Source organism: Streptomyces litchfieldiae (assembly GCF_031845365.1).
Classification (GTDB): Bacteria; Actinomycetota; Actinomycetes; order Streptomycetales; family Streptomycetaceae; genus Streptomyces; species Streptomyces litchfieldiae.
In genome coordinates this window covers 1-422 of the sequence record NZ_JAVREL010000134.1, presented here as the reverse complement: position 1 = coordinate 422, position 422 = coordinate 1, and the positions used below count along the sequence as shown (strand labels likewise).

General features: G+C 69.4%; 1 protein-coding gene. It reads right to left on the bottom strand.

From position 1 onward, the window contains the following. Positions 1 to 355, bottom strand: a 355-nt coding sequence (locus RM590_RS35745) for a response regulator (RefSeq protein ID WP_311708972.1), incomplete at its 3' end; no start/stop codon positions are given. Positions 356 to 422 lie beyond the last annotated feature (67 nt).

The following is a 422-nucleotide window of genomic DNA, read 5'->3' as shown; positions in this document are numbered from 1 at the left end:
CCCCGGCGTCCCGGGCCCGCTCGACGAGGTCGCGCTGCGAGAAGGCGGTGAGCATGAGGACGGGCGCGATGGACTCCTCGGCGATCTTCTCGGCGGCGGAGATCCCGTCGAGGACCGGCATCTTCACGTCCAGGATGACGAGGTCCGGCTTGTGCTCCCGGGCCAGCTCGACGGCCTGCTGCCCGTCGCCCGCCTCCCCGACGACGGAGTAGCCCTCCTCCTCCAGCATCTCCTTGAGGTCGAGGCGGATGAGGGCCTCGTCCTCGGCGATGACGACGCGGGTCGTCAGCGGCGGGACGTGCGACTTGTCGTCGTCGACGGCGTCTACGGGCTGGGGCGACTCGGGGGTGGTCACGGGGCTCCTCGGTAAGGACAGGGATGCAGCTCCCAAGAGCCTACCTAGCTCCTGTAAGGTAGTGACG